At 50.1% G+C, this 24,923-nt stretch carries 26 protein-coding genes and 1 pseudogene; 9 read left to right on the top strand and 18 right to left on the bottom strand.

The features are described 5' to 3' along the window. Positions 1-14: 14 nt before the first annotated feature. Positions 15-1,475, top strand: coding sequence for a TrkH family potassium uptake protein (locus tag EHW56_RS03170; RefSeq protein ID WP_152793932.1), 1,461 nt, complete (start codon positions 15-17; stop codon positions 1,473-1,475). On the opposite strand, the gene EHW56_RS03175 is transcribed toward EHW56_RS03170, so the two are convergent. The 3 genes from EHW56_RS03175 to EHW56_RS03185 form a co-directional block, all read right to left on the bottom strand. Then, positions 1,476-3,143 carry a pyridoxal-dependent decarboxylase gene (locus tag EHW56_RS03175; protein ID WP_152798576.1) on the bottom strand — a complete coding sequence of 556 codons (1,668 nt, stop codon included), beginning with the start codon at positions 3,141-3,143 and terminating at the stop codon, positions 1,476-1,478. It abuts the gene before it with no gap. A gap of 98 nt (positions 3,144-3,241) precedes the next feature. Next, a complete protein-coding gene (locus tag EHW56_RS03180) occupies positions 3,242-5,152 on the bottom strand; it encodes a methyl-accepting chemotaxis protein (RefSeq protein ID WP_152793936.1) in 1,911 nt (636 codons plus the stop codon). Between the two features lie 504 nt (positions 5,153-5,656). Continuing rightward, positions 5,657-5,890 (bottom strand): DUF3283 family protein, encoded by a 234-nt coding sequence (locus EHW56_RS03185; protein WP_046075920.1) that lies wholly within the window; start codon positions 5,888-5,890, stop codon positions 5,657-5,659. Between the two features lie 194 nt (positions 5,891-6,084). Between EHW56_RS03185 and EHW56_RS03190 the strand changes: the two genes are divergently transcribed. Beyond that, a complete protein-coding gene (locus tag EHW56_RS03190; protein ID WP_227986256.1) occupies positions 6,085-6,417 on the top strand; it encodes an XRE family transcriptional regulator in 333 nt (110 codons plus the stop codon). On the opposite strand, the gene EHW56_RS03195 is transcribed toward EHW56_RS03190, so the two are convergent. The 4 genes from EHW56_RS03195 to pdsR all read right to left on the bottom strand — a co-directional run bounded on the left by EHW56_RS03195 (position 6,385) and on the right by pdsR (position 10,383). Continuing rightward, the gene (locus EHW56_RS03195) at positions 6,385-6,591 is read right to left on the bottom strand and encodes a DUF1289 domain-containing protein (RefSeq protein WP_046075919.1); all 207 of its coding nucleotides are present in this window, start codon (positions 6,589-6,591) and stop codon (positions 6,385-6,387) included. The two genes, EHW56_RS03190 and EHW56_RS03195, sit on opposite strands and share 33 nt — an antisense overlap. 91 nt (positions 6,592-6,682) lie before the next feature. Beyond that, positions 6,683-7,351, bottom strand: a complete 669-nt coding sequence (locus EHW56_RS03200; protein ID WP_077638895.1) for a glutathione S-transferase family protein — start codon at positions 7,349-7,351, stop codon at positions 6,683-6,685. 111 nt (positions 7,352-7,462) lie between these two features. Beyond that, positions 7,463-9,688: a proteobacterial dedicated sortase system histidine kinase gene (gene pdsS, locus EHW56_RS03205; RefSeq protein WP_152798578.1), complete on the bottom strand. Its 2,226-nt coding sequence runs from the start codon at positions 9,686-9,688 to the stop codon at positions 7,463-7,465. Next, positions 9,685-10,383 carry a proteobacterial dedicated sortase system response regulator gene (gene pdsR / locus EHW56_RS03210; protein ID WP_077607234.1) on the bottom strand — a complete coding sequence of 233 codons (699 nt, stop codon included), beginning with the start codon at positions 10,381-10,383 and terminating at the stop codon, positions 9,685-9,687. Before pdsR ends, pdsS begins: the two co-directional genes overlap by 4 nt. 201 nt (positions 10,384-10,584) lie before the next feature. Here pdsR and pdsO point away from each other — a divergent pair, with 201 nt between their 5' ends. Beyond that, complete coding sequence (pdsO, locus tag EHW56_RS03215) at positions 10,585-11,301, top strand: sortase-associated OmpA-like protein PdsO (protein ID WP_152793940.1); 717 nt, start codon at positions 10,585-10,587, stop codon at positions 11,299-11,301. A 102-nt stretch (positions 11,302-11,403) separates the two neighbouring features. Beyond that, positions 11,404-11,832, top strand: a complete 429-nt coding sequence (locus EHW56_RS03220) for a GNAT family N-acetyltransferase (RefSeq protein WP_052708147.1) — start codon at positions 11,404-11,406, stop codon at positions 11,830-11,832. A gap of 7 nt (positions 11,833-11,839) precedes the next feature. Here the strand turns inward: EHW56_RS03220 and EHW56_RS03225 are convergent, their stop codons facing one another. The 3 genes from EHW56_RS03225 to EHW56_RS03235 all read right to left on the bottom strand — a co-directional run bounded on the left by EHW56_RS03225 (position 11,840) and on the right by EHW56_RS03235 (position 14,065). Next, positions 11,840-12,364: a methylated-DNA--[protein]-cysteine S-methyltransferase gene (locus EHW56_RS03225; RefSeq protein WP_152798580.1), complete on the bottom strand. Its 525-nt coding sequence runs from the start codon at positions 12,362-12,364 to the stop codon at positions 11,840-11,842. Positions 12,365-12,405: 41 nt separating this feature from the next. After that, positions 12,406-12,837, bottom strand: coding sequence for a DUF3010 family protein (locus EHW56_RS03230; RefSeq protein WP_046075914.1), 432 nt, complete (start codon positions 12,835-12,837; stop codon positions 12,406-12,408). Between the two features lie 76 nt (positions 12,838-12,913). Further along, positions 12,914-14,065 carry an HD-GYP domain-containing protein gene (locus EHW56_RS03235; protein ID WP_152798582.1) on the bottom strand — a complete coding sequence of 384 codons (1,152 nt, stop codon included), beginning with the start codon at positions 14,063-14,065 and terminating at the stop codon, positions 12,914-12,916. 172 nt (positions 14,066-14,237) lie between these two features. Between EHW56_RS03235 and EHW56_RS03240 the strand changes: the two genes are divergently transcribed. Both EHW56_RS03240 and EHW56_RS03245 read left to right on the top strand, forming a co-directional pair. After that, positions 14,238-14,777: an NUDIX hydrolase gene (locus EHW56_RS03240; protein WP_152793944.1), complete on the top strand. Its 540-nt coding sequence runs from the start codon at positions 14,238-14,240 to the stop codon at positions 14,775-14,777. A 14-nt stretch (positions 14,778-14,791) separates the two neighbouring features. Next, positions 14,792-15,019, top strand: a complete 228-nt coding sequence (locus EHW56_RS03245) for a DUF3820 family protein (protein ID WP_046075911.1) — start codon at positions 14,792-14,794, stop codon at positions 15,017-15,019. Here EHW56_RS03245 and EHW56_RS03250 read toward each other — a convergent pair. Then, positions 15,016-15,534, bottom strand: coding sequence for a hypothetical protein (locus EHW56_RS03250; RefSeq protein ID WP_152793946.1), 519 nt, complete (start codon positions 15,532-15,534; stop codon positions 15,016-15,018). The two genes, EHW56_RS03245 and EHW56_RS03250, sit on opposite strands and share 4 nt — an antisense overlap. A 208-nt stretch (positions 15,535-15,742) precedes the next feature. Here EHW56_RS03250 and EHW56_RS03255 point away from each other — a divergent pair, with 208 nt between their 5' ends. Beyond that, positions 15,743-17,440: an SgrR family transcriptional regulator gene (locus tag EHW56_RS03255; protein ID WP_152793948.1), complete on the top strand. Its 1,698-nt coding sequence runs from the start codon at positions 15,743-15,745 to the stop codon at positions 17,438-17,440. On the opposite strand, the gene EHW56_RS03260 is transcribed toward EHW56_RS03255, so the two are convergent. Further along, on the bottom strand, positions 17,437-18,090 hold the full coding sequence (locus tag EHW56_RS03260) for a hypothetical protein (RefSeq protein WP_046075909.1): 654 nt from the start codon (positions 18,088-18,090) through the stop codon (positions 17,437-17,439). The two genes, EHW56_RS03255 and EHW56_RS03260, sit on opposite strands and share 4 nt — an antisense overlap. 418 nt (positions 18,091-18,508) lie before the next feature. Between EHW56_RS03260 and EHW56_RS03265 the strand changes: the two genes are divergently transcribed. Together EHW56_RS03265 and EHW56_RS03270 are read left to right on the top strand one after the other, a co-directional pair. After that, positions 18,509-18,937 (top strand): hypothetical protein, encoded by a 429-nt coding sequence (locus EHW56_RS03265; RefSeq protein ID WP_077579327.1) that lies wholly within the window; start codon positions 18,509-18,511, stop codon positions 18,935-18,937. Continuing rightward, complete coding sequence (locus tag EHW56_RS03270) at positions 18,897-19,997, top strand: L,D-transpeptidase family protein (protein WP_227486438.1); 1,101 nt, start codon at positions 18,897-18,899, stop codon at positions 19,995-19,997. The genes EHW56_RS03265 and EHW56_RS03270 overlap by 41 nt, the downstream gene beginning before the upstream one ends. Before the next feature lie 93 nt (positions 19,998-20,090). On the opposite strand, the gene EHW56_RS03275 is transcribed toward EHW56_RS03270, so the two are convergent. From EHW56_RS03275 to EHW56_RS15595, 6 genes and pseudogenes are all read right to left on the bottom strand, one after another. Further along, a complete protein-coding gene (locus EHW56_RS03275) occupies positions 20,091-20,336 on the bottom strand; it encodes an Lpp/OprI family alanine-zipper lipoprotein (protein ID WP_046075907.1) in 246 nt (81 codons plus the stop codon). Between the two features lie 175 nt (positions 20,337-20,511). Then, a complete protein-coding gene (locus EHW56_RS03280) occupies positions 20,512-20,988 on the bottom strand; it encodes a copper chaperone PCu(A)C (RefSeq protein ID WP_077638904.1) in 477 nt (158 codons plus the stop codon). Positions 20,989-20,990: 2 nt separating this feature from the next. Further along, the gene (locus tag EHW56_RS03285; protein WP_046075906.1) at positions 20,991-21,578 is read right to left on the bottom strand and encodes an SCO family protein; all 588 of its coding nucleotides are present in this window, start codon (positions 21,576-21,578) and stop codon (positions 20,991-20,993) included. Further along, on the bottom strand, positions 21,575-22,054 hold the full coding sequence (locus EHW56_RS03290; RefSeq protein ID WP_152798584.1) for a hypothetical protein: 480 nt from the start codon (positions 22,052-22,054) through the stop codon (positions 21,575-21,577). Before EHW56_RS03290 ends, EHW56_RS03285 begins: the two co-directional genes overlap by 4 nt. Positions 22,055-22,057: 3 nt before the next feature. Then, positions 22,058-22,987, bottom strand: a complete 930-nt coding sequence (locus tag EHW56_RS03295; protein WP_152798586.1) for a DUF368 domain-containing protein — start codon at positions 22,985-22,987, stop codon at positions 22,058-22,060. A gap of 161 nt (positions 22,988-23,148) precedes the next feature. After that, positions 23,149-24,835: pseudogene (locus tag EHW56_RS15595) on the bottom strand (PAS domain S-box protein); the annotation flags it as partial. Between the last annotated feature and the right edge of the window lie 88 nt (positions 24,836-24,923).

The following is a 24,923-nucleotide window of genomic DNA, read 5'->3' on the forward strand; positions in this document are numbered from 1 at the left end:
GAGTTGCCTCTGTCATGATTAACTTTAAAAATACCCTGCGTCTTCTGGGCATGCCTATTTTATGGATGGGTGTTGTCCAATTTGTTTTTGGACTCTTATCGCTTTTTATTTTCCGCGATGGGGTCTCAAAGCACTTCTTTTATCCCTCTTTGCTGATGATGGTTTCATCATTGGCTATCTCGTGGCTGTTTCGGCAAAGCAAACTCAATCAGGTCACCTTTCGCGACGCTTTACTATTTTCAACGCTGACCTGGATACTAGTGGGTTTGCTTGGCGGTATCCCGATAGAACTAGTGACTGGTGTGAGTTTCACTGATGCCACCTTTGAGTCGATCAGTGCGCTGAGTACGGCGGGTGCCACCATTTTGAGTGGCCTGGACAATATGCCTGCTTCATTCCTGCTCTATCGCCAGTTTTTACAATGGATGGGGGGACTTGGTGTGGTGATATTTGTGGTCGCGGTATTGCCGATGCTCAACGTGGGTGGTATGCGGCTATTAAAAGCGGAAACCCCCGGACCAATCAAAGACGAAAAACTCTCTCCTCGAATATCAAAAACGGCGCACTATTTGTGGGGGGTGTACATGGTAATCACCATTGTATGTGCGCTGGCCTATTATGTGGCTGGAATGAGTGTGTACGATGCGATCGCACATAGTTTTTCTACCGTCTCAACCGGGGGGTTCTCCACCCACGATGCCAGTATGTGGCACTTTCAAAGCCATCTTATCTTAATGATTTCTAATATCTTTATGCTGTTAGGAGCGATCAACTTTGGCTTGCACTTTCGGATTTTCCGTATCGGTTGGCGCGGCCTAAAGCTATATATTGATGACGAAGAATCACGGGTGTTTTTGATTGTGGTGGCGTGCCTGTCTCTGGTGTTGGGCTTTTACCTTTATGGTGAAGCCCGTTATGAATCGCTCTGGGTGTCACTTAGCTTTGCAGCGTTCCATGTGGTTTCGTTCATTACCAGTACTGGGTTTGGGGCAGCGGATCTAAGCTCGTGGCCAGCGGCAACCGCCTTATTCCTGGTGTTTTGTGCCTATCTTGGCGGGTGCTCAGGCTCAACGGCGGGCGGTAATAAAATTATTCGCGATATTGTTACCTTTAAAATCATTCGTCGCCAATTGCATCAATTGGTGCACCCCTCCGCGATCATCCCCATCCGTTATCAAGATAAGGTGGTCTCGAACGATGTGACCCAAGCGGTAATGGCGTTTATGTCGCTAGCAGCGCTGACCACAGGTGTGTTTACCCTATTGATGATGATGACAGGGCTCGATTTCTGGTCTGCATTTACCGCCGTAGTCGCTTGTATCAATGTGCTTGGGCCAGGGTTTGGTGAAGTCGGGAGTAACTTCCAGCCCGTGACAGACACAGGGATCTGGATCCTAAACATTGCCATGATCCTCGGTCGTTTGGAGTACTTCACCGTGCTGGCATTGTTTATGCCGCACTTTTGGCGTTGGTAACTAAACCAATTGCTCTGCGTGCTCGGGGCATAGTGAAGCCACAAACTCATCTATGTGTGTGTAGCGCGTGTAAGGGTTTAAAAATACCGCTTTTTCACCAGGAATAAATAGGCATTGGCCATTGGGGTCAAACTCCGTGTGTGCAATGGACTCGACCCAGTTGGTTTGCAGCGTTTTACCTTGCCGGGCAAGAAAGTGCTGACGGTGAAACAGGCTATGTTGGGTAATGCTGTCAATGCGCGCCCCGACTTGATGCAAGGTTTGTTCTTGCTGGAACATGACATTTACATCCAGTGTAGGGGAAGGTTGATAGAGGCGAAATGCCACCGTAGGGCCCAAGTTATCACCAGCAACGATCTTGCAATGGGGGAGGGCGTCTAGGTGGGCTTTTAAATACTCGGCATTTTGCAGGCTGTGCGCAATCATGGTCTGATAACCACGTTTGCCCAACATATTGAGGGCGCAATAACTCCCATAGGCGCCTGCTGCACCACGCGAGCACTCTATTGTTGACTGCAAATGCGTTTGCTGCGTTTTGCTGGTTTCAAAATAAGAAAAGTAATGCGGATCTTGCTTAAGGTGTTCCATGTCCGTTTTCTGTTTGAACATCACCAAGCTGGCGGTATAGGGTACAAACCCCCACTTTTGAAAATCGATAGTGATGGAGTCGGCAAAGCGTAGCCCGCGAATACGGGGTATTAATGCTTGCAGTTTATTCCGTGTCGCCGCGTTGATCCCTATCGGGTTGGCGGCAAAATCATAGTCGTTGAACATCACTAATGGCCAGCCCACGGCCGCATCGACGTGAATGTGTGGCCTAACCGACGTGTTAAAACGCTCACAGGCGCGTGTTGTGATTTGATAGACGCGTTCAATGTCGTCAATGGCGAACGTGTCTGTGGTACCAAAGGTCAGCAAGATGGTGGGCACCGGCATCTTTTCTGCTAAACAATGATTGAGCGAATAGGCAAAGTCATCCAAGTCAAGCCGGTTGTTGGCATCCACTTTAATACGCAGGACTTGGTTGGGGATATCTGTGCCCAGTAAGCCGAGGTTGGTCATATTGGAATAATGGCCAGCCAGCGAGTTAATCATGCGGAAGTCTTGCCCTTGGAACCCCCGCTGGCCTGATAGCGGGAACTGCTTTCTTAGCCCCATTAAATAGCCGTATAAGTTGCCGAACGTCCCGCCTTGGGTAAAGATCCCGGTTGCTTGGTCAGGATCATAGCCAATTAAGTTTGCGACTTGACGTACGAGTGTTTTTTCTAGTTCAACAGACATCCCCGCGTATTCGCTATACACCAAGTTGGGGTTAGCCATCGTCGCTAGTAATGCCCCATGTATCGCGGGATCACACGGCGCCGTGATCACGTTTTCCACGGCACGGGGCGATGTCCAATCTTTGGAGTAGGTGGCGGCTTGCAGTGCCAGGTTAGGCAGTGTCTTGGCGCTAATATCACTTTGTTCGGGAACATGCGTTTGTTGACTAAATGGATGCGCAGCGTCGGCCACCGCAGGATGCATACCGTTCTCCAACCAATGAGCCAGTTCTGGCGTCCGATAGACGGGCCAACGATCAGGGTCTCGATTGAAAAAGTGCTGACGAATGGTTTGGTATTGTTGTGTAAACGTCGCGGTTAAGGCGTGTGTTGGTAAGGAACAAGACATAAAAACAATCCTCCCCAATGGGGATCAGGCAGCGTCTCGCTGCCTGATTCAGTGAACGTCAGCCAAACTCATTCGCGTCGCGGTCTGGCCTTGGCGATTTACTGCAATTTAAAGTTATGCACCATGCGATCCAGCTCCTCATTTGAATGGGTGAGGGATTGAGTGGCCGCCGTGGTTTGATTGCCACTGTCTACCAGCTTATTCACCATATCGCGAATCGACAGCATGTTTTTACTGAGCTCTTCAGCGACAGAGCTTTGCTGTTCAGTCGCTGTCGCAATTTGGGTGCTCACATCGTCGATTTCGGTGACAGACGAACTCATGATGGTCAAGCTGTTAGACACTTCCGAGGTTTTGTCTGCGGTGGTCTGACACTGTTCTTTGGTTTTCTCCATGGCCTCGACCACACTCGAAGTGCCATCGAGTAACGCGGTAAGCATTTCGGAAATTTCCGTGGTGCTGCTTTGTGTGCGAGCGGCTAACGCACGCACTTCATCGGCGACGACCGCAAAGCCTCGTCCTTGTTCGCCAGCGCGCGCTGCTTCAATGGCGGCATTCAATGCCAGCAAATTAGTTTGTTCAGAAATTTCGCCAATCACTGTCAGCACGTCACTAATTCGATTCGCATCTTTGTTCATGCTAGTGATCCGCCCCGACATTTCTTCCACCTCATCCACTAAGGCACTGACCGTGATCACCGCATTGTCGACCACTTTAAGTGATTGACTTGCCTCCTTACTTGCCGAGGCAGTGATACTGTTCGATTGGGAAACATTTTCTGCAATGTTTCTCGCGCTTTCGCTCATTTGAGTGATGGCAGTAACCACTTGCTCGGTTTCAGCTGAGTGAGCATCCAGTACGGACTCATTTTCGCTGGTGGTTTGTGACAGCTGGCTAATATTGGCTGAAATGGCTTGGCTGGACTCGGCGACGCTCAACATCATGCCTTGTAGATTTTCGACAAAGCGGTTGAAGCCGTCACTGATTTGCGCCAAATCATCATTGCCGTTCACATCGAGACGAGCGGTAAGATCCCCTTCGCCACGTGACAGATCCAGCACCGCTTCTTTGAGTTTGAGTAAGGGGCGATATGAAAATTGAATAATCGCATAAATCGCGCCAAGACTGACGATGAGCAGTATCACGCCTGTTCCGACAGAATCGATTTGTGCATCGCGAACCCCCGCCAGGGCGGTTTTTTGGTCAACAAAGACCATCAAGGTCCAATACCTGTCTTCGGTTAAGTTGACTCGCTGGAAATAGCCATCAAATTGAATGCCTAAATAGGGGAACGTGAGGTGACCTTGCTCGCTACTGCGGAACATGCTCTCCATTTGTGAAAAGTTAGGACTAATTTGAGAGGGGGTTTTACCGATATCATTGGGGTCATCACTGGCAAAAAACACCGCGTTTTGATCCGTCAATGTCGCGGCTCCACCGGCAAAGCGCATCTCACTGACTTGCGTGATGACATCTTCTAACGGAATATCACCAAGCAGCGCGCCGATAAACTGGCCGTTTTCAAACACAGGAGCCACGGCACTGATCACTTTCTCACCGGTGACCTTGTCCGTGTAAATGTCAGTCAAGTGAATGGACTGATCGGATTTAACCGTGCGGTACCAGTCTCGGTCTCGGAAGTTATATTCATTGGTGGTCACACCATTACCATTGTGATTAGACATGTACGACGCACCGTTTTCGTAGGTCATGATGACATTAGCAATACCGGCGGTATCTGCCAGCATTCGTACTTGCGCCACATTCTCCTGACCGGTGAGATCGGTTGAGAAGTGGCCGGCACCTTGCTCTACCGCAGTGAGCTGAGACTGCACCAGCTGCTCTAACTCGATGACATGATGATCGAGTTTATTTTGAGTTTGGGTGACCAAGGCTTCAACCATTCTGTCACGCAGCGACAGTGCGTTAATTGAACCGAGGATCACGAGTGAGAGTGTGACGAGCAGTCCTACCCCCCAAATAATGCGAGATTTAAACCCTAAGGTCATAGCGATTACCCCTTACTGAGCGCGAGTTTGCCTGTCTAAAAAGTAAGGGTGCTTCCTGTGCTTGATGAGCGTGTTCTGTCCGCTTTTTTGTGCGGGTTTTTGTGTTGCCCACCAAGGAGTCACCCAGCCAACGTTTATTAGAAATTAGTTTATATGGCGTCTATCTGCCAAATAAGAAAGACTTCTTGATAAGAATAACAATAGGGCGAGTGTTCATTTTTTGCTAGGTGAGGGGGTGAAAAATGTATGACATTTTAGCGCGCTTTTAATGAAGGTATTGTTAGAAAAAAAAGACAGGCGTTCGGGTTTTAAACGCGCGTGTAAGATGTTTACTGACCTAAGCGCCTTATTTTAAGCATTTATCCGCAGCAAGTGAGATAAAACCAAACATTGGCAAGGCGTTGAGACGCCTGAAGGGATGGCGCGATGCGCTCGGCGATAAAAACCGTGTGGCGTACGCTGACTGACAGGTTCCAGCACCAGTGTGAGGGTGCTGGTGAAACCTTATTCGGAGGGAGGGGCCTCAGGGATGATAAAAGCGTCAGGTTGCGCACGGTATTTTTCTACACTGGCGAGATACACCTCGCGTTGCCAGTCGACTAAGGCGCTGGCTTCTTGCTGGTAAAGGCTTTGTGGGGCTTGGTTATTGACTACCTTCCATACGGCGTAGGCAGCTTGTTTATCGAGTTCAATTTTTTGTTTCTCGTCGGCAGGTAGATTCGCCAAGTTGACGTCCATAGCACATCTCTTATCTGATCAGGGCACTCGGATCCTAACCGAGCCGCACGATTCCAGCAAGATTTACTCGCCGTTTACCCCGTGCTGACATTATAGGTAACAGGATTGCTAGGCTGGATGCTTTTAAATGATAGCCAGTGGAAACCGTGATGACCTTTAATGACCAAGACAGACAGGCTTTGTACGAAACATGGATGTCTTATAAAGCTAAAGCTCGGATTACCCAGATAGAAATGGCAAAAAAGCTTGAGATCAGTCACCTTAGCTTCTCTCGGTGCATTCATGGTGACGCCGTGCTCGATAGTCGGTTTGTGTTTGCGTTTTGCCAAGCTATGGGGGTGGAGCCGAACAAGGTCATACCGAGCTTGCGCGATCGCGAACAGGTTGATCAAGACGTGCTTGTCACCAGTAAAGTGATTGTCGATGGGGCGATTGAAGCCGTGCATTATGAAGGAAGCACGGTGATCATTGAGTATCGTAAGCCGCTTGCGCCTTCAGCCAGTGCGGCGCTTGAACGGGTTTCGTGACCGATAAGAGGGAACGGCAGAGGTAGGATCGGGCCGTTTGGGGAGTTGCGCCATAATGGATTCGCGCTCATCGTCGGTCATTTTTCCCCAGCGGACAATTTCATCAAGCGTACGTTTGCAGCCGACGCAAATATCGTCTTCACGTCGACAATGACCAATGCAAGGTGTTAACACGCGAGCTCCTCAACACAAATAAATGACGGACAGGCCGCGGGATACGCTGCCTGTCTGGTACCTAAGATCACGATCTAGTATAGCGATTTTGCTATCGCGTCACCATGCCACGCACTTGTTCGGCACGTTCGTCGTCCGTTGCCTCTTTGGGTGCGGGGGTGAGTAAGGCTTTTTGACAAGCAGGGCGCGCGGCAAGTTTATCGAGCCACGCGCTGAGTGCGTCTAATCCGCTTACATCAACGCCACTCCATTCGTGAATCCTTGCCCATGGCCAGGTCGCCATATCGGCAATGGTATAGCTATCCCCTGCCAAGTAAGGATGCTGTTGCAGTTGCTTATCCACCACTTCAAGCAGGCGGCGGCCTTCTTTTTGATAGCGCTCAATGGCGGCGGGGATTTTTTCAGGAAAATAACGATAGAAGACATTGGCTTGCCCCATCATTGGCCCCACGCCCCCCATTTGAAACATCAGCCACTGAATGGCTTGTGAGCGTGCCTTGGGCTCGCTGGGTAAGAATTGCCCCGTTTTTTCTGCGAGATAGAGTAAAATCGCCCCGGACTCAAACACCGGAAAGTCGCCATTGGCTTTATCGACAATCGCGGGAATGCGACCGTTGGGGTTGATGGCTAAGAAGTCAGGCTGTTTTTGCTCATTTGCCATCAAATCAACGCTGTGTAATTGATAATCCAGCCCCATCTCTTCTAGTGCAATCGCAACTTTTTGGCCGTTGGGTGTCGCGGCAGAATAAAATTCAATCATATTGGCTCCTTGCTCGGGGCGTCACGCTATGTGTGACCCCATGAAAAGTGCGGGCCCTTATCAGTGTCGGGCACTATTAGTCAGTATTGGGGCCAATAGGGTTGAGATCAATCAGTGTGTCATTAACTGTGTCTTGGGCCAAATAAGTGACAGTGTCACTCCATCTTGTTGTGGCCGGTTGTCAGCGACAAGATCGGCTTGATGAAAGTCAGCGATCAACCGTGCGATATACAGTCCTAAGCCAAGGTGCGGTTTATCCGCGCCGTGACCTTCAGGGCGGACACTGACCATAGAGTTAAACAATTGCTCGCGCATATGCTCGGGAAGCAATGGGCCGCTATTGCTGACGGTCATCGCGACCTGATGCGCATTTTGTGACAGCGATAAGGCGATGGGGGCGGCGCCGTTGTCAAACTCCACCGCATTGGCGATAAGCTTATCGAGTAATTGTGCCAGATAATCAGGGACACCTAACACGTTTACCGTGTGGTGGGGAAGGCTTAAGGTAAAGGTCTTATCTGGATAAGCGAATTGGTAGCCTTGGGTACAGCCTTCAAGTAGGGCATTGAGATCCACCATCTCTTTATCGGCGTTATCAAAGCTTTGTTCTAGGCGTGTGGCCTCGGTTAACGTCGATAAAATGCCCGCTAAGCGGTGAACACCGTCCTGCGCTCGGTTAACATAGGTCAGTTGCTCGGGGTTTTCCTGGGTGTAGGCCATGTTCTCGAGCGAGGAGCGTACCACGGCAATCGGTGTGCGTAGCTCGTGGGATAACCGTGAGCTCATGGCCTCCAAGTAGTGATTATACCCGGCAATTCGGCTGACCATATCGGCCATGGTGCGTGATAGTCGACCAATTTCATCATGGCTATGTGTGGTGGTGATATGTCCGGTAACCCGGCCTTGGCTATCGATTGCATGATCGGCCTCGTGCTGTAGGCGACGTAAACGCTTAGCGATATGCGATCCAAATAAGAGCAGTAAAAGCACGCCGGTACATATAACCGCCAGCATGACTGAAAACAGAGTTTCTAACGCTTCATTACGTAAGCTGCGAATGCCATTGGTCGTCTCTTCGACGATCACTGCACCGGCGACACGGTCGTCAAGCCAGATGGGATAAGCGGCCGATAAAATCATTGCTTGATTGTCGTCTGAGCTGCGCCAGCCTGCGTAAGGCCGCCCCTGTAATGCTTGCTGTGCTTGCACCCCTTGGTAGATGGATGCTTGTTGCATGGCGTCGACAAAGTGATCGGGTGGCGTCACGAGCAAGCGGTCATACCAGGGGCGCAGTAGTGTGTCGGTTATCCAGGGGATCAATCCCTCTGGTTGGTCTGAAGGCGACTGAGGCTGCCAAACGCCATTGGAGGTTTGAATATCGCCGTCTTTGGCGAGCACGCGACTGTGCTTATCGACTACCCAAACCCGCGAGGCGTCGTTATTCATTCGCTCAATCAAAGATTGGATAGCCGCAGAGGGCATCATAAAGCTGCCTAATGAGGTGGGAGCGCGCGTTGAAGCACTGCCAATAATGGCGTTGAGTGGCCGCTCGAAACCATTGCCGCGATCATAGTAGGCGAGAGCCAGCTGCTGGCCGACCCAATTTGCCGGGAGTTTCACCTCAATGCTGTAACCCTTGTCTGTCGGTTGCCATTTTGCAGCAATAGGTAGAGGCTGAGCCGGGCCTTCTGTCGAGGTCTTGTCAGCTAAAGTGGGTAGTCCACTGGTCAGGTGACGGATGTGAGCATTATTGCTGTTACTGTCTTGGCTGAGCGCAACACGATAAAAGGCACTTTGGGGGGAAGTGAGCGCCAAGATCATGTGATCTTGGCTGGTGATATCGCCGGTACGCTGTGCTGGGGTAGGACTGGCATCGGTCACTGTGATGCCAAAGTATACGGCATCTCCATTACTCCCAGTGAGCACAGATAATGCCAATTGATCGTTGTGGTAGGGACCTTGGTTAAAAATAAGCCCATCACGCTGATAGTGGCGTTGATGGTGGCGGTCGCGCTGCCAGTCGCCTAAGTCACCGTCCAAGGTGATTGGATGATTGAGGCGAAACGCGTGCAGATCTTTTCCTGGGTCGAGTTGAGAGGGGATGTCTCGATAGGAAAACAAGCTGGGCCTGTCGTTCATCCCCATGGCGAAAGCGCGCGCGGTACCCATCAAAGTCTGCTCTTGTCCCTGTCGTAAGACGTTTTCCATCTCCCACACATATTGATAACCCAAGTAGGGCAATAGGAGCAAAAAGCTCGATAGCACCACAATCTTGGTACGGATACCCGCGATGTGTTGCCATAATTGTTGGGCAAGCAAGTGTAACTTCGCGATCATTCGGGTGCCTCATCCCAACGGTAGCCCATGCCATAAACGGTACTGATGCAATCAAACTGTTCATCAACCACCATGAATTTCTTACGAATTCGTTTAATGTGTGAGGTAATGGTGCTGTCATCCACCACAGCATGTGCTTCATCCATGAGTGCCTGCCGACTTTTAACATGCCCGGGTCGTTTGACGAGGGCGTGCACCATCCAAAATTCGGTCACGGTGAGATCAATCAGTTGGTCATGCCAATAGACCTGCATACGATCAAGATCGAGGTAAAGAGGGCCACATTGTAGACGCTTATCTTCTTTTGAGGGGGTTTGTGCCAAAAGATCAGAGCGCCGGAATAATGCGGCGATACGTGCCATGAGGTGTGGGAGGGAAACATCTTTAGTGAGATAGTCATCCGCGCCCATCCGCAAACCAACCACGGTATCAATATCACTGTCGCGGGCGGTGAGGAATATAATTGGCACCGTCGCCGACACGGCGCGGAGGGATTGGCAAAGAGCAAAACCACCATCGATCTCACTGCCTAAGCCAATATCAATGATTGCTAGATCGGGCAATTGCCGCTCAAAGGCCGCTTGCGCGCTGGGCCGGTCTTGGTAGGTATGGACTTGGTAACCCTGGCGGCGGATAACATCGGCGTAGTTTTCTCGGATCGCCGCTTCATCTTCCACTATCGCGATGTGTTTCATAACTCTGTCTTCTTACTTGCGTTGTGATGACTATACCCAAACTGTGTGCAGAGAAAACCCTCTTCGCGTATGAAACGTAAATTGCCATTTTTTTGCCACTATTGATCGCCAGATTGCCATTTTTACTCCCGCAAAATGCCTTAAGTGCTTGCTGTAATAACGCCATATCAAACAGCACGATTCATCGTAAGCGAGGATAAGATGGATATTAAAAAACAACTGATTCACTCTGTATTTGCCGTTTCAATGTTCGCCGTTGCCACGCCACAAGGGATGGCCGCCAGTGAGATTGAACGTGATAAACAACCCGAACTGATCGGGATGGGAAGCGGCGCTATCGCGGGAGCGGTGGTGGCGGGCCCTGTCGGCGCGGTTGCAGGGGCCATTATTGGTACCGTGATGGGGCAAAATGCCAGCTATGAAAATTTGGCCACCGAGCAGGATGAAACGATTCAAACTATCCGGGATGAGAATCAATCATTGAGTCGCATCAGCCAAAAATATAATGAAGCGCAGCTTGAACTCGCGCGGTTACGCAGTGCGCAGAATCAGGTGGAAGACCTTACGCTGGCGATGAATATTCAATTTCGCACGAGCTCGGCTGATATTGAGCCGCACTTTATGATCCAGCTTGATGAGCTCGCAGGATTTATTCAACAAATGCCAAACGCTCAATGGCAACTCGCAGGCTATGCCGATCCAAGAGGACGTCAAGGCTATAACCAAGCGCTATCGGAACGTCGTGTGCAGGCCGTAAAAGATTACCTTGTGTCCGTGGGCGTCGATCCGCGTCAGCTCAACACGGTGGCGTATGGAGACAGTCAGCCACTGGATAGCCAAGCGGGGAATGAGGGCTTTTTCTTTGACCGCCGCGTGACAGTAAGCCGTATGTCGGGGACGCAAACCGCCCAGCGTTAGTCACTAATACGTGCGAGTTTTGCGACGTGATAACTCATAAAACCTCACCGGCAGATTGAACGGCGGTCTGCGGGTGGGGAAACCCAAACAAGGAAGGCGACAATGATAAGACAAGCCACTAATAAAGATATAGAAACCATTAGCCAACTCTGCGCCCATTGCCAGTCAGATGAGATAGACAAACGTCAGATGCACCGGCACATCAAGCATCTACTTAATCAGGACTTGGTGTCAGTGAGCGTGGCCGAGCTTTGCGGTTTGGTGGCGGGTGTGGTGGTCTGTCAAGTGATCCCACAATTAGGTTTGTCAGGCCACGTGGGTCGCATTAGTACCATTATTGTCGACGAGCCATTCCGCGATATGACGTTGGGACGTCAACTGCTTAATGCTGCCGAGCAGGCGCTGATAGCAAAAGGATGTGATCACATTGAAGTGGTCCCAAGCTACCAAAAAGACGACGCACAAAGCTTTTATATCCATTGTGGTTTTCATCTGACCCCAGAACGGCTGACCAAACCGCTTGCCGCCTGAGTGGAGACTAAGGCAGCGCTGGATCTGTGCTGGTCAGCGCATTGGAGACGTAATCGGGCCACTTGCCTGTGGCCTCCCAAATCAACAAGGTGCGTTTGGCGATTAAACCACCCCCATAGCCGACCAACTGACCTTGACGGCCAATAATCCGGTGACAGGGGACAATAATCGAAATCGGATTCTTGCCATTCGCACTGCCCACGGCTTGTTTGGCTTTTGGGTTACCGATAAGATGAGATATGGCTTGGTAACTGGCCGTTTCACCAAAGGGAATGGATTGAAGCGCCTGCCATACGCGCTGTTGAAAGGCCGTTCCCTGCGGTGCAAGTGGCACCGAGAATGTCTGTCGCGTACCTGCAAAGTACTCATCCAGTTGATGGCAGGCAAGATCGAGAATGGCGACGCTGTCTTGCGAACTGTCTTGAACAAGGTGATTAGGTGCGCGGTTAGGGAGATACAGAGCCGTTAATCCCTGGCTATTGGCCTGCAGTGTTAATGGCCCTAGCGGGGAAGAGTAGATTTTCTTGCTCATGGTACCTCCGTGTTCGACGTGTTTTTTTGTCTTTATTACTGTTATTTTTTGTCTTTATTACAATAGGCGCACGCGGTTAGAAAGGCATTTTCCTGAAATTGCTTCAAGCCTAGCTCTTTTAAATTTACATCGATGGGATGACGTTTTAGCGTTTGTTTCATCACGCTGGAGGAGAAGACTTCGGCGTCAACGCCTTCGATCAGTTGTAGGGCGGCCTCCATTTTAAAGCCGGCACTACTACCCGCGAACTTCCCTTTGGTTTGGCGCTCGCGAATAATGATTTTATCCACCTGATAATCTTCGATGAGCTTGCTCATGGTACGATGGAAATGTTGAATGCTCTCTTGCGCTTCTGGCGAGGGCAGCGTGATTTTCTTGGCTCGACACTCAGGTACCGAAAACAAATCGTTGTCACTGTCGAGTAACACAACATTCGCTTCGTTAGCTTTTAAATCAACCGCGCAAACTCTCATTTTTCTCTCTCTTTCTTAAAAGGCATTGTCACTGAGGGAGGGCAGTATACGCAAAAGCCCTCGCCTCGTCACAGGATTAACGAAATGCATCGACATTGATATCAAGGGCTGTCTCGCTGGTGGCGCGGGCGATACGCAAATCATGGCGCTTAGCGAGATCAATATACTCCACTTCACGAAACCGGTGACTGCGGACTGAATAAAACAACTTGACCACAGGGCGAGTCAAGTCGTCGAGGTTTTCTTGCCATACCAAGCCAACGCGTCCATCCGCTAACTCAACGAGGGAGCCAACGGGGTAAAAGCCAATACACTGAATAAAGGCGCGCAATAAATTGGGATCCAAATGAAACGGCGTGAGTCCCATCATGATCTTAAAGGCTTCAGACGGTGACATCGCTCGTTTGTAACAACGATCCGCGGTCAGTGCATCGTAAATATCGACAATGCCACTCATGCGGCCAATGGTATGTAACGCTTCGCCTTTTAGCCCGTTTGGGTAACCAGTGCCATCCAGTTTTTCGTGATGCATTAAACTCACGTCGCGAGCAATTTGTGATAAGTCAGGGATACTATCCAGTACCGGCTGAGAAAATACTTGGTGGAGTTTCATGTGGTCGAACTCTTCAGCGGTCAGTTTGCCCGGTTTATTGAGCACTTCGTCGGCAACTAGCACTTTACCAATATCATGCACCAGCCCACCGACGGCGAGCTCTTGCAAGGTCGCGTGATCAAACCCTAGATGCCTGCCAAAACTCACCAACAAAAAGGCCACGTTGAGCGAATGCTCCATCAGGTAAGCACTTTTATCGCGAATGCCACTGATCCAGGCAACGGCGTGCTGACGTTCAAAAATATTATCAACAATGTCACTGCCCAATGCCTCAAGGGGCGCGACATCAATGGGTTTATTGGCATAAATGTCATTAAGCAAGCGACTCAGCTGTTGCTTCGACGAATCGATGAGCGCGCGTGCTTTGTCGATATCCGCGCCGGTTGACGCATACTTACCTTGGTAGAGTGCGCCTTTGTACTGGATTTCATTGATATCTAGGATCTGATCAGCATCTACCCAAACATAGTTAACACCACATTGTTTTAGTTTTTGGATTGTCTCGGGACGGCGAACATAGCCAGGTTTGGTCATCCGGGTGGGTGACTGGGCAGTTTCTATTTGTTCCACGTACATCCCGATTGTCAGCTTGTGGATACTAATTTTCTGCAGCATCGTACCCAGTCCTACCTTGTGTGTTTATCACCAATAATACTAATGATTTTTGGGCGGCTTAAGGTATCGGGTGCGAGACATATTTCATTTTTGTGCACCCGTTAGCGCCTTTCTGCTCTCTTGTTTGGTTGTGCTATACTCCCGCGCTTGTTTTTTGACTATCTGAGTAGTAATGGAAATCATAGCCAAATATACGGATGAGCGGGTGCTGCCGCTGCAAAATAAATCCGTCATTAAGCGCGACGCAGCACGCGCGATTGCCTTAGATGGCGATGAGATTTTGCTGATGTATACCGCACGTTATGATGATTATTCGCTCCCCGGTGGCGGTATGGATGCGGGCGAAACCCCAGAGCAAGCAATGATCCGTGAGCTGCAAGAAGAGACGGGCGCACGACAGATCCGTGATATCACTCCATTTGGCTGTTTTGAAGAGTACCGCCCTTGGTATCGAGATGGTGCGGATGTGATGCATATGTTGTCATACTGCTTCTACTGCCGCGTTGATCGAGACCTCGGTACACCGACCTTTGAGCATTATGAAATCAATAATGGTATGCGACCTGTGTGGGTGAGCCTTAATCATGCTATTGCGCATAACAAAGCAGTGATGGCGAACAGTGCCAAAGCCGGGCAATCGTTGATACGTGAAACCATGTTGCTTGAAATGATTGCAAGTCAACGTCTTGAACAGCGACATGCGACAGCCTAAAACGGGATGCATTGATGGATAAACAACAGCTTATGAAATTAGCCACAATGCCCATGCCATTCGGCAAATACGCTGGGCGCGTGTTGATTGATCTGCCAGAGGAATATCTGTTGTGGTTCCAAAACAAAGCCGAGTTTCCGAAAGGCGAGTTAGGAGAGCTAATGAAGCTGTGCCTGGCGCTCAAAGTTGAAGGGCTTGAGGAAGTGGTTCGCCCTCTCAAGAACCAGCGCCTCTCCCGCTAGCGGCCGATGACCCACAGCCTGTCATCGCCGTTCTCCTCCTGAGTGAGCGCATAGAGAAGTTGTGCTTGTGCGTTCTCATCAGGGGCGACGACATCATAAATACCACTGACTGCTTGACCGTCTAACACCGTATCGACCCGCATGGCGGCGGCGCAGGTTTCTCCGTTTTGGGTGCCTATACAGAGCGACACCGTGGCGTCAGCGATTTCAACACCATCTTCAAGCGCAAGCTGGGCAAAGTAAGCGAGCATATTGGCACGATCTGATTCTGGCCACTGTTGTGCCTGAAGCTTGGCATACTTAATCATCAGTGGGTGATTGTCGACCCAATAGAGAGTGAGTGGCTGATGAGTCGGTGCGTCAGGTTTGTCAAAAGGATGTGGGGGATGAGCAGCGGCATGATAGATATCAAAACCCGCAAGGCTTTCCTTGGTTGGGAATTGCGCTTTTTTTACGTGGCAAGCCATCCAGCGTTGTTTGATATCAAAATGGGAAATAATGGCCGACGCGATCATAAACACCCTACTCATTATCGACAAAGAGAGGCATCATAACTGAGTCAGACGGAATAACAAACTTCTGCTCGTGAAAGCCGGTGCTTATTGCCTGCCAGAGATCACAGCCTGAGTGCGTGTGATCAAGATATGAGCAGACGCTATGCCTTGTTCTGCGTAAAATAGGAAATACTTCCACTGGTTTTTGTGATTGTTGGGTTCCTCTTTTATGTCAGGTCAGCGACTTCGTGCTCAGTTCTCCCGCCTTTATCATCATTTCAATGGCGAAAACACCGATACAACGCTACAAGCTGTGGCGGATATTTTGGTATGTACGCGGCGTAATGCGCGAATGGTGCTCAGTAAGTTAGAAGAGCAAGGATGGTTAACGTGGCAGCCTTCAGTGGGGCGGGGCAAGCTCTCTCGTTTGGCATTTTTGCGTAGTGAAACGGCATTGCGAGAAGAGCAAGCTGCATCTTGGCTGGTGCAAGGGAAAATGGATCACGCGTTGGCGTGCCTTGATCATGACTCGACCAAACTCGCTGCCTTAATCCAAAAACAAATGGGGCCGAGTACGCAAAACGGGCGGCAAATTGTTCGCCTGCCCTATTACCGTCAGCTTGAGACGCTGGATCCGCGCGAACCTTTGCGTCGCTCAGAGCAGCACTTGGTCGGTCAAATTTTTAATGGTTTGGTGCGTTATCGTGGTAGTGAACGTATTGTGACACCGGATTTAGCCCATCATTGGGAAGCGTTGTCGCCGACACATTGGCGATTTTACCTTCGTCCTGGTGTCCGCTTCCATGATGGTCAGCCAATGCGCGAGCAGGATGTGATAGCGAGCCTATCGGCGCTTTCTACGCGGCGTTTTTTTGCTCATCTTTCGCGTGTTGACTCGCCGGGCCCGCGAATGATTGATGTACATCTTTCGTCTCCCGACTCAAGGTTTGATCATGCGCTTACCTTGCCAGAAGCGGTTATTCGTCCTGCTGAGCGCCATCCAAGTCAATCCCTTGGTTATCAACCGATTGGGACAGGTCCTTATCGCGTGGCAGAGAAACAGCCACACCGCTTAGTGCTCGAGGCATTTGATGATTATTTTGGTTATCGTGCCCTGACCGATGAAATCCAGATTATGGTGTTTGATGAGGCCGCAATGTGCTATCTCACTCCCAGCACCTCACTGACGCCGGAGAGATTAGCAAGCCATCAAACCACGCTGAGTCAAAAGTTAGAAATGGATCAGGGGGCTGGTTACCTGTTGTTGAATTGTCGCGATGGATTAGCGAAGCAACCCGCATGGCGTGAATACCTGCATGCAAAGCTGTCATCGCTGCAATTACTGCCACGCTTGGCGCATTGTGGAATGGGTGAGTACCGATTGTTCAATGCGTATGGACTGATGCCAGGTTGGATGCATCATGGTCTTTCGTCCATGTCGCCAGTTGCTCCGTCACCAACGTCACTGACCGTGGCGTATTTATCCGATCATCCTTTATACCCGCTTATCGCCAAGGCAATACACGCGCACTTACTTGAGGATGGTATTCAAGTGAAAACCTTGGCATTGTCATCCGCCGACTACTTTAGTGGTCAATATGGCCGCAAAATCGACATCTGGTTAGGGGCGATGAGCTTTGGTGAACGCGGGCAGGCGGGGTTATTTAACTGGCTAGGGACGCATGATCTGGTATTGAGTGCCTGCACAGATACCATGCTCGAGTCCATTGAGCGTCATACTCAGCGCTGGCGAGAGACGCAAGACGATAGCTGTGCTGAGCACTTAGCCCGTCGCCTGGTTGAGCATCAAATGGTGCCCTTGTTTCATATCTGGATGGGCGTCATGGCGACGCCAGATCTCCAAGATGTGGCATCGAATGCGGTGGGTTGGTTTGATTTCAAAGCCGTGTGGCACAAACCACATTAAAGACTGCTATTATCCTCTTCAACACCGAGCGGAAAGGTGGCGGTGAGCAAAAGGTATTTGTGCAGGGGTAAGCCATCTTTTTTGCGAAACAAAGGGTGAAAGATACGATATCGCCCCTCGGTTAAACCCAAGGGCGCGATGGTCTCAGCCAGGCTCGACGTTGCGCTGGTCAAGCGTATTCCTTGCGCGCGATAGGCGTCTGCGTGGATAGGTTGGTGTCCCAACCACCAAGAAGGAACAGCCTTACTGGCGTTGGTGCGATCAATCCAGTGGTCACTGACCACAATGACCCGCCCAGGCTCGGCAGGGTTTGTGATGCCATGATTCAGTAGCCAAGCAACGTCACGCACCAAGGCATCACGACAGGCGTTATTACCACTGAGTAGGCGATGGGCCAGTATGTATATCGCGCTGCCGTCAAGTTGTAGCTGATAGACAGTTTGGCTATGTGGTCGGGTATCGTCGAGCAAATTAAACGTTGCGGGTTTGTCATGCGCCTCGAGAACCCGCATGAGTCGACGTGCGAGTGCTTTGCCCATGTGGGGATCACGCATTCCCCGATTGTGGACTGTGGGATAGTGATGCTCGCACAATTTGACACAATCTTGCTGAAACTGGCGCAGTGCCAGCGAGACCAGATCATCTAACAAAAACCCGTTACTCCTACCAAAAACGTCTTGAAAGCGGATGCTGCCTTGTCACGCATACTCATAAAGGCGCACAGACTAAAGTATGCAGTATATCACTTAAATCGCCCAATAAATCAGGGAGAAACGCTACTTTGTGCGCACTTTCTCATCGATGGGCGGGGCGAGCGGCGATCGTTGTCATGTTGTGACCGATTAAAGCGGCATGGTTTGTACGCTTTTTACCTTTCCGTATTGGCAGATTATTGCCTCTTTCTGTGGGTGCTTGGTGATGCGTTCACCTCGGAACGCGAGTGATCACCGTATTCTTGCTTTGCCTGCCTAGCTCAGAGGGAAACCTAGTCCTGTTTTATGGTTTTATAACCTTGGCACTAAAATTGCTTTAATCCATGTGCTTATCACAGTAATACAACGGAATACCATGAATTTTAACCTTTGGCTTCGTGCGGCAGTCTGTCTGGCTGTTGTCTCATTTCCCGTTTCTTCTTACGCGGCTGATGGCCTTGCTGCGGGGGTTTTCCTTGGTTCGCCAATGTCTGGTGTGACCTTGAAGCAAAACCAATTTAAAATTCAAGCTGGCATCGATAAGGTGGGAGTGGCCGTCGATGGGACTTGGAATTTGGGTGAATGGCTCGGGCGAATGGAATATGCGCCTATGTATGTCTATGCCGGAGGTCAGTGGGTAGATGATTCAACGCATCAGTGGGGACCACGTGCGGGGCTCGGTGTGACTCTTCCGGTGGGTACGGGTGATGTGGAACTATTTGCAGAAGCGGGCACCACTTGGTATTGGGAGGAGAAAGGCGATATTGAGTTTGAAGGCGCTGCTGGAGCACGAGTTTATTTCTAACCTCTCTTGGCCGATGGTAGGCAAAGGCGCCACACAGAGATTATTAGCCTGTGTGGTACTTTGGGTGTTAGCTGTGCCGACAGCGTTTGCCACCCCGTATCCGCTACCCACCGACGGCAGTCGACTTGTTGGCTATCCAGAGGCGCACATCGTCAAAGAGGGCGAGCACTTGGAAGCCATTGCTAAACACTATGATATGGGGTTTCTAGCGCTTTTAGCGCTCAACCCAGGGATTGATCCCTACTTGCCTGAGCCTGGCTCTCTGGTGCGCTTACCCAACCAGCTCTTGTTGCCCTCACCACCTCACTCAGGGATAGTGATCAACCTTGCTGAACTACGCCTGTATTATTTTCCTGAACCAGAGGCTAGGGCTAAGGTAACGGGAGAAAAGACGGACGCGCAACGTGATGTTCATGTATTTCCCATCGGGATCGGTAGAGTGGGTCGCGAAACCCCCACAATGAACACCTATATTAGCCAAAAGCGCGAACATCCGACGTGGACGCCACCGCAGAGCATTCGTGAGGAATATAAAAAACAGCGCGGCATCATTTTGCCTGATGTGGTGCCAGCAGGGCCAAACAATCCCTTAGGTGAGCATGCGCTAAGGTTGGGCTTCGGTAACGGTGAGTATTTGATTCATGGCACTAACAAGTCGTTTGGTATTGGGCTGCGAGTCAGTGCTGGCTGTATCCGGCTTCGACCTGACGATGTGGCATGGCTGTTTGAGCAAGTGGATGTCCACACCCCGGTTAGAATTATCAATCAACCCGCGAAGCTAAGCGTTGAGCCTGATGGGCGAGTGATAGTAGAGGCGCATCGTCCTTTGTCAAAAAATGAAAAAGAGACCAAAGCGCGTTTGTCGGTTGAGCCTGATCCTCAGGTGTTAGCGATTTTAGCGCGGCTGGAATTGTCACCTCGGCGCTACCGGGCGGCGTTATCTGTCCAAGAAGGCGTGCCGACAGAGATCGCTACACTGACCCCAGCACAGTTGAAAGCCTGGCAGCGTCTAGAGCGTGTGGAGGTAGATGCCAAGCAAATGACGCGATCTGAGCGGTAAAAGTCCGGATAAGATCACAGCATAAAAAAACGGCGCATCGCGCGCCGTTATTCATTGTTTGTTCAGCGAGTAATCGGTGTTTAAATCGATACGCTATTTCGTGTAAGACTGCGCCATATTATCAATGCGCTTATTGGCACGTTTTGCTTCGTCATATGCCATTTGAGAGGTATCTTTGGTATCGCTCACGTCGCTTTTCATCATAGATACATCATTCGATAATGCATCGACTTTCGCTGATAAATCATCAACGCTTTGCTGTAACGCTGTGTTGCTGGTACAACCGACGAGCAACATGCTCGATGCGACGGCAGCTAGCGCCATTGGACGGATTTTCATAAATAACCTCGCTATTGTTGTTTGTCATAGCAATCGCGTCATTAGGGTCACGCATCCACGCGACTATTGTCAACCTTAGACGCTTAAACGCATTTTTGCTGGATAATCCTTTACTTAAATAGCAGAGCTTGACCGAGTTAACACTTAGCGAGGTAAGAGGTATCCGATATTGTGCTTATTCGTGGTTTGCGTGCATCTCTTTGTTGTGATGTTTCATGCCCGCCATGACCGATTTCACTGGGATCTGCTTGGTGAGTGAATGACCGTCCGCGGTGTTTAATGTCAATGAAATGTGCTCGCCTACTTTGAGTGGCTGAGCCAGATCAAACAACATTACATGTAGGCCACCTGGCTTTAGTGTCACTTGTTCGCCTTCAGGCACCAGGATTTGCGCAATTTGTCGCATTTCCATCATGCCATCCACCATAGCATGCTCATGCAACTCTACTCGTTTCGCTGCCGGCGTGCTCGCACTCACTACCCGTTTTAGCACCTTGCTTTGATTATCGAGAACCATGAAAGCTGCGCTATTTGGTGCGCCTGGTGCAGTGGCACGCGCATAGGCATCATGAATAAAAAACTCACCATGGGCATGCACGAATGGTGCAACCATAAAGGCGATAGCGGCAACAAAAGATTTGAATGATGTCATTGTTATTCCTTATTTTGATCAGTCACCCGTTCAATCGCTGCGATCAGCATTTCAGGGTTTAAAGTATGAGGGACTTTCTCTACGAGTTCACCGTTCGGTGAAAGAAAATAAAAAAAGGAGCTATGGTCAACGGCATAGTCCATGGCGGAGTCTTCCAGCTCGGTGATGCGATACAACACACCGTAGCGCTTTGCCAGCTGCGCAATTTGCGCCTCAGAACCACTGACACCGGTGATGGCCGGATGGAAAAAATGCGCGTACTCCGCCGCTTTTTCGCTTGTATCACGCTTTGGGTCGAGGGTGATAAAGATTGGCGCCACCGCGTTTCGTGTCGACTCAGGGAGCGATTTTAACGCGGCAGATAACACGGCGAGCGAAGTGGGACAAACATCAGGACAATGGGTATAGCCGAAATAAACAATGCGCGGACGTGGGTCATCGGTATTGTAAAGATTAAACGGTTGCCCTTGTGATTGTAATGCCCCTGCTTGAGCCTGTTTTTGTGACGTTTGATAGTTATCAAATAGCGCGCGACCACCTAAGCCAAAACAAACGGCAATAATGGCGACAAGCCAAGCTTTCTTACTCATAGTCGCTCCATGCGTACTTTGATAGGGAAATGTTTCTTTGCTTCATGATCAAGCGTAATCGAACCTGCCCATGTCATGCTGTCTTCGGTGCAAACGGGCAGCATCAGTTGCCCTTGATAAGTCAGTTTATCGGTTTGTTTAAGCACCAGCCGATATTCACCCATGTTCATTTCGACGCCTTTGAGCTTAACGAGCAATGTATCCGTGTTTAGCGCTTGGGGGGCGGTCACAGTGAGGGTATTGGCGTGTAGTGGATGAACATCCGGATTGCCCAAGCGAGCTTGATAGCCCTCGTATTGGCACGTTTGCTGATTGAGCGAGCAGTAGGCGGCTGGCGCGATAGTTGTACTCGAGGCGGTCGAGAAAAAGCCAGACAGCCACGAGGGGAGAAAAAAAGCTATCACTGTCAGCATCGCAATACTGGCGGTGATTATTAAGGGGTGACTCACGGCGAGCCGTGAGGAGGGTTCATTCATCATCTATTCCTGCTCAGGCGAGAAACGCTCCAGCAATAATACCAGCACAAAGCCACCTATCATGGCAACGATAGCCAAGCCAACTTGTGCCGAGTGTCCCACGATTGCCTCGTAGGCGCCGGGTAAAAGGTTATCTTGCACGAGGGGGACTTGTTCACCGGATGAATTTGTACGCCATGTGAGTGTGTGTTTCCAAGGCCAAATTTTGCCCAATGTGCCCAACATCAGACCGGTGAGAAACGCGAGCGTCAGTGCATAATAGCGGCGCAGCAGCCAGGACAATAGGTGCGAAAACGTCAGTAAGCCAGTTACTGCGCCGACAGCGAACAATCCTAATAAGCCGAATTGCGCTTGGTGAACCGCATCCAGAATGGGGCTGTACATTCCCAGCAACAGTAGGATAAAACTGCCAGAGATCCCCGGCAAAATCATGGCGCAAATCGCGATGGCACCGGCGAGAAAGACGGTGAGCGGACCCGCGGTGAGCTGCAGCGGGTTAGCAATGGTAATCCAGTAGGCAAACCCAATCCCTAATAGTACGGCGAGAACCGTTTTAGGCCGAACCTTGGGGGCGGGCAACTGTTTGGCAATATGCAACGCTGAGGCGATGATCAAGCCGAAGAAAAACGACCAGAGCGGGATCGGATGATGGGTGAGGGTCCAACTGATCCCTTTTGCCAAACTGGCAATACTGGTCAGGATGCCGGCCAAGAGTACACAAAGAAAGGTACCGTTAACATGTTGCCAGACCGCCTTGAAACCTTCCTTGCGCCATAGTGTAAAAAGGCGCGGCGTGATACGCCGAATACTCTCCAATAGCTGCGTGTAAATGCCAGTAATAAATGCGATGGTGCCGCCAGAGACACCAGGAACCACATCCGCAGCGCCCATCGCCATGCCTTTGAGGTAAGTTGAGACCAGGTTCTTGATCATAATGCCATTCATCGATAAAAGCTGAGACGCGCATTATACCGATATGAATGGTGAGTGATAGGCCTCCTTATGCCAGGACGACTAGTCGTCTTCGCCATTTAAATTTTGAAGTGCATCGGCTAATGCGCGAACGCGCTCGTTGGTTTGGTCGACTAGCCGGCGGATCTCTGCTGCAGACTCTCCCGAGCGTTGTGCCAATTGTCGTACCTCATCGGCGACCACGGCAAAACCTCGGCCGGACTCACCGGCACGAGCTGCCTCAATTGCCGCGTTGAGCGCGAGTAAGTTTGTTTGTTCGGCGATGCCGTTTATTACACCAATAATTTGTTGTATCTCGCTGCTAGATGCTTCGACTTTTGTCATCTCCTTCTCGGTTACATCAACCGCTTGAGCTCTATTGGTCACATCAATGCCGTAGGAGACGAGGTAAACAGGGTTTCCTTCGGAGTCAAAAATGGGGGCGACGACAGTATCGAAACGGCGTTCGCTTCCATCTGCAGCGGTAAACGGCAGTACTTCTTTTATTTGTTGACCCGATAGCACATCACTAAACACCGACTCTCCGAGCTTATTCTTAAGGTTGTTGCTTAGAATTTCTGAGTTTGATGCTGTTTCTGCGCGCAAGTGGTCGAGCATATACGAGTTAAACGAGTCAGGTTTACCATCAAGCCGCCACTGCATAATCCCGTTGCTAACACTGATGGCTTCGAAGCGTCTTTCTGCTTCCAATGAGCGTTGCTTGGCTTCGGTGATATCAGCTTGAATGGAAATAAAGCTAGATAAGTGCCCGTTGTCATCAAAAATTGGATTGATAGAAACAGAAATCCAATAGGCATCACCCTGCTTGTTATAATTAAGAAGCTCGTCGTAAAAGGGTTCGCGGTTTTTTAGTTTCTGTGAAATTTTCGCGACTGTTTCGGTATTAGTCCCTGGCCCTTGAAGCATGGTACCTGGTTTTTTGCCGCGCATTTCCGACATGGTATACCCGGTGAGTTTTTCAAACCCTTGGTTAACATAACGAGTATAGCCGTCGGCATCGGTAATGATGACTGAATTATCTGTCTCATCCGCCACCATCGATAGCATTTTGAACTCTTCCCGACGCTCAACGTCTTCTGTGACGTCTTTGACAAACGCGGTGTATTGGATTTCGTTGTCGAGTTCAATTTTCGAGATCGAAAAGCTGCCCCAACGGTGCTCACCATCTTTGCGCACAACGGGTACTTCCCGCGTTGAACCCACAATTTTATTGATGCCAGTCCGGCGGTTTTTGTTGACCAATTCATCGTGCTCATGACGGTGTTGCTCTGGCACCAGCATTTTGACATTGTTTCCTAACATCTCTTCACGCGTGTATCCCCACAAGCGCTCCGCAGAGCGGTTGGCGAAGGTGATAATGTTATTACCGTCAATGGTCACCACGGCATCCAATGCTTGTTCGAGCGTTTGGTTGACTATTTCTTGAGCTTGTTTTTGTGCAGAAATATCGTGAACAAACGCGGTGTAAGTGGATTTGCCAGCATGTTTAATGTGGTTCAACGAGATATTGACCCATACACGAGAGCCATCTTTTCGTTCTAATTGCACATCGCGAGAGGTGCCGACGATGCGATTTTCTTGGGTCATACGGTGATGATTAATGAACCCGTCATGACTGCCCCGAATTTCTTCTGGAACCAGCATTTTGACGTTGTTACCCAATACTTCATTGCGCTGATAGCCCCACAGTGATTCCGCAGCATCGTTGAAATAGATGACGTCATTTTTTTCGTCGATGGTCACGATAGCGTGTATCGACTGATCCAGTGTTTTTTTATAACGCCCATCAACGACCAAATCTTTTAACATTCACTTATTCCTTGTTGACCGCTCACACTCATCAATGGTTATTGATGAGTGTGATATCAGTTCCAATTAGAGAGAAATACCGTACCAC

Source organism: Salinivibrio sp. VGrn1 (assembly GCF_009377995.1).
In the GTDB taxonomy this organism is placed as follows: Bacteria; Pseudomonadota; Gammaproteobacteria; order Enterobacterales; family Vibrionaceae; genus Salinivibrio; species Salinivibrio siamensis.